5 protein-coding genes are annotated in these 3,202 nt (G+C 72.7%); 2 read left to right on the top strand and 3 right to left on the bottom strand.

Annotation, left to right across the window (positions count from 1 at the left end; translation table 11 throughout):
* Positions 1–78: 78 nt before the first annotated feature.
* Positions 79–627 carry a GNAT family N-acetyltransferase gene (locus AOK23_RS39750; RefSeq protein WP_055717298.1) on the bottom strand — a complete coding sequence of 183 codons (549 nt, stop codon included), beginning with the start codon at positions 625–627 and terminating at the stop codon, positions 79–81.
* A gap of 136 nt (positions 628–763) precedes the next feature.
* Here AOK23_RS39750 and AOK23_RS39745 point away from each other — a divergent pair, with 136 nt between their 5' ends.
* Positions 764–1,609, top strand: a complete 846-nt coding sequence (locus tag AOK23_RS39745) for an alpha/beta fold hydrolase (RefSeq protein WP_055717299.1) — start codon at positions 764–766, stop codon at positions 1,607–1,609.
* Between the two features lie 139 nt (positions 1,610–1,748).
* Positions 1,749–2,120 (top strand): DUF952 domain-containing protein, encoded by a 372-nt coding sequence (locus tag AOK23_RS39740; protein WP_055717297.1) that lies wholly within the window; start codon positions 1,749–1,751, stop codon positions 2,118–2,120.
* Between the two features lie 37 nt (positions 2,121–2,157).
* Here AOK23_RS39740 and AOK23_RS39735 read toward each other — a convergent pair whose 3' ends face one another.
* On the bottom strand, positions 2,158–2,928 hold the full coding sequence (locus tag AOK23_RS39735) for a metallophosphoesterase family protein (protein WP_055717296.1): 771 nt from the start codon (positions 2,926–2,928) through the stop codon (positions 2,158–2,160).
* On the bottom strand, positions 2,925–3,202 hold a 278-nt coding region (locus AOK23_RS39730), incomplete at its 5' end, for a hypothetical protein (protein ID WP_157878293.1). The genes AOK23_RS39730 and AOK23_RS39735, both read right to left, overlap by 4 nt.

Genomic DNA, 3,202 nt, shown 5'->3' with positions numbered 1-3,202 from the left:
CCCTGACGCGTGATCACGCGCCGTCCGCACGCACTGCGCGGACCGCGCGTGATCACGCGTCAGGGTCACGCACCGGGATCACGCGTCGGGGTCGCGGAGGCCGACGGCGTCGTGCCGCCAGAACGGCTCCGTGTAGACCAGCGTCCCCGTCATCCATGACTCGTACTTCGGGAGCCTGAGGACCTGGAAGGCGCCGTCCGGGATGCGCAGGGACGGCCTGCGGAAGCCCAGCCCGCCACCGGGCTCGAAGCCGAGACGCGCGTAGTAACCGGGATCGCCCTCCAGCCAGACCAGAGGAACCGCCCGTTCGGCGAGGATGCTCAGCCCCTGCCGGACCAGGGCCGAGCCGATCCCCTGCCTCTGGAACGGCGGCGCCACGGCCAGCGGGCTGAGGACGTGCACGTCGACCAGCCGCCGAGGAGCGTCGAGCAGGCCCCGGGTGAACATGACATGCCCGACGACCTGGCCGTCGTGCTCGGCGACCAGCGAGAGGCCGTCGTCGGCCGTGAGGGTGTCCCGCAGGGTGTCGACCAGGTCGGCCACGGCCGGGCCATGGTCACCGAACGCCCCCAGGTGAACGCCCCGCACGGCCTGTCTGTCGCTCGGAAGTTCTTCGCGAAGATCCATTCCCGGAGGGTAGGCGCCACTGCGGCTGTGTCTCACATGATTTTGCGGCAGAGGGTCGAGGCGGCCGAAGCGGGCCTAGGTTGGACCTGGCCCCGCCGGTCCCGGTGAGGGCGAGTCGCCGGACGGGGGTGGCGTGGTGCCGGAGGTCGAGCTGTCGGCCGGGACGATCGACTATCAGGACACCGGCGGGGACGGGCCCGTGCTCGTGTTCGGCCATGGGCTGCCGATGACCGGGACGCAGTGGCGCAAGGTCGTCCCGCTCCTGGACGGCTACCGCTGCGTCCTGCCCACGCTGCCGCTCGGCGGCCACCGCCGGCCGATGAGACCGGACGCCGACCTGTCCCACCGCGGCGTCGCACGGCTGCTGGGCGAGTTCATGGAGCGGCTCGGCCTGGACGACGTGACGCTCGTCCTCAACGACTGGGGCGGCGGCCAGTTCCTGGTGACGGAGGAGCGGGGCCACAGGGTCGGGCGACTCGTGCTGGTCGCCTGCGAGGCGTTCGACAACTTCCCGCCCGGCCCCGCCAAAGCCCTGGCCAGGGTCTGCAAGGTACCCGGCGGCGTCCGGCTGCTGACCCGCCTCATGCGGGTCCCCGCGTTCCGGGACAACCCCCGCGGATACGGCGGGATGAGCCTGCGCGGCATCCCGGACAAGATCCTCGCCGAGTGGTTCGGCCCCGCGACCCGCAGCCGGGCCATCCGGCGGGACTTCGCCAAGTTCGCCACGTCGGCGCCCGGCCGGGCCGTCCTGCTGGAGTGGAGCGAGGGGCTGCGGGACTTCGACCGTCCCGTCCTCGTCGTGTGGGCCACGGACGACCGCCTGATGCCACGCGAACACGGCCCCCGACTGGCCGCGCTGTACCCGAGGGGCCGACTGATCGAGATCGAGGACTCCTCCACGCTCGTACCCGAGGACCAGCCGGAACGCCTCGCCGAGGCGATCAGGGACTTCGTCGAGGGAACGGACGGCACGTCGGCATGAGTGCCGGGGCTGAACGAGGGCGCCTGGACCGAGGCGCGAGCACCCTCTGTGGCGCCCGCACCCGGCGAGGGCACCCCGTCCGTCGGCACGGGCGCAGCCGCGGCAGCGACCCGAGCGGGCCGTGCTGTATAACCGGCCCATGATCCACCACGTCGTGTCACTCGAGGCCTGGGCCGCACGCCCCGATCAGCCCTACGCTCCCGGTTCGCTCGCCGAGGACGGGTTCGTGCACTGTTCGCCGGACGAGGCGACGACCGTGGCGGTAGTCAACGCGTTCTACCGGGACGCCCCCAGGCCGTTGCACGTGCTCATGCTCGACGAGGAGCGACTCGACGCCCGTGTGGAGTTCGAGGCGGCGGCGCCCGCCCCGCCTCCGGGTGTCGGCGGCGACGTCCTGTTCCCCCATGTCTTCGGTCCGCTCAACCGGGACGCCGTGGTCGGCATCCAGGAGGTCGAGTGGGACGCGGAGGGACGCGCCACCGGGCTCAGGGACGTCACGGACCTCGGCTGACGCCGGACGGACGGAGCCCCGCCGCACGCGCCCCTGTTCACGCGCCGCCTCTGCCGTCCTTCGGGCCGAACACCGCCAGGGCCTCGGCGTCCGTCGTCCGGGCGTTGAGGTAGTGGTCGGCCCAGGCCGCGATGTCCTCGTAGCCGCACGCGGTGGTGAGGCGGGCGACGGCCGCGGTGATGTCGAACGAGGTCGTGCGGAGGTCGACGCCGGGGCCCAGTAGCGCCCAGTGCGCGCCGGGGCGGCCGTACGGCATGCCGACGCTGCCCGGGTTGACGATCAGGCGGCCCTCGGCGAGGCGGGTGTAGGGCATGTGCGTGTGGCCGCAGACGATCGTGCGGACCTCGGCGGGCACGTCCGCGAGGACCTCCGTCCAGCGGGCGGGGCGGGAATCGACCAGCACCACCTCCTCGTCGTCGCGGGGCGTCGCATGGCAGAAGAGGGTGGGCCCGAGGCCCCGCACGGCCAGCGTGCGCGTCCTCGGCAGGGACGCAAGGAAGTCGACCTGCTCGTCGCTGAGCGCCTCCGCCGCGTACGGGCCGATGGGGTCGGGGATGGTGGCGCGGTCGCCCCGGCGGTACTCGACCAGTTCGCGGTCCGCGTTCCCCCCGATCCACACCACCCGGTCGCCCTCCCCTCGCAACAGGTCCAGCACCTCGGCCGGTTGCGGGCCCGCCGTGATGTCACCGGTGAGCACGATCCGGTCCGCCGCACGCACCTCCGGCTCCGCCAGCACGGCCTCCAGGGCGGGGAGCACCCCGTGGATGTCCGACAGCACGGCCACGCGGTCCGGTTCCGGTGACCTCATCCGTCTCCCCTCTTCCCCCGGTCCAGCCCTTCCGCCAGCACCTCCGCCAGGTGTGAACCCCGGCGTCCCGCCAGTTGCTCCAGCTGCGTCCGGCAGGAGAAGCCGTCCGCCAGGATCAGCGTGTCCTCCGTCGCCGCCCTCACCGCCGGGAGGAGTTGCTCCTCGGCGCAGGCGACGGACACGTCGTAGTGGCCCTTCTCGAAGCCGAAGTTGCCGGCCAGTCCACAGCAACCGCCACTGAGGTCACCGGTGAGGCCGGCAACTTCGGCTTCGA

The sequence above is a fragment of the Streptomyces torulosus genome, from assembly GCF_001419765.1.
Classification (GTDB): Bacteria; Actinomycetota; Actinomycetes; order Streptomycetales; family Streptomycetaceae; genus Streptomyces; species Streptomyces torulosus.
The sequence above is the reverse complement of the archived record's forward strand: the minus strand, read 5'-3'. Positions and strand labels throughout refer to the sequence as shown.

Bases quoted from the DNA above. Each gene is read 5' to 3' on its own strand.
- AOK23_RS39750 (WP_055717298.1), bottom strand. From the start codon at position 627: ATGGATCTTCGCGAAGAACTTCCGAGCGACAGACAGGCCGTGCGGGGC.
- AOK23_RS39740 (WP_055717297.1), top strand. From the start codon at position 1,749: ATGATCCACCACGTCGTGTCACTCGAGGCCTGGGCCGCACGCCCCGAT.
- AOK23_RS39735 (WP_055717296.1), bottom strand. From the start codon at position 2,928: ATGAGGTCACCGGAACCGGACCGCGTGGCCGTGCTGTCGGACATCCAC.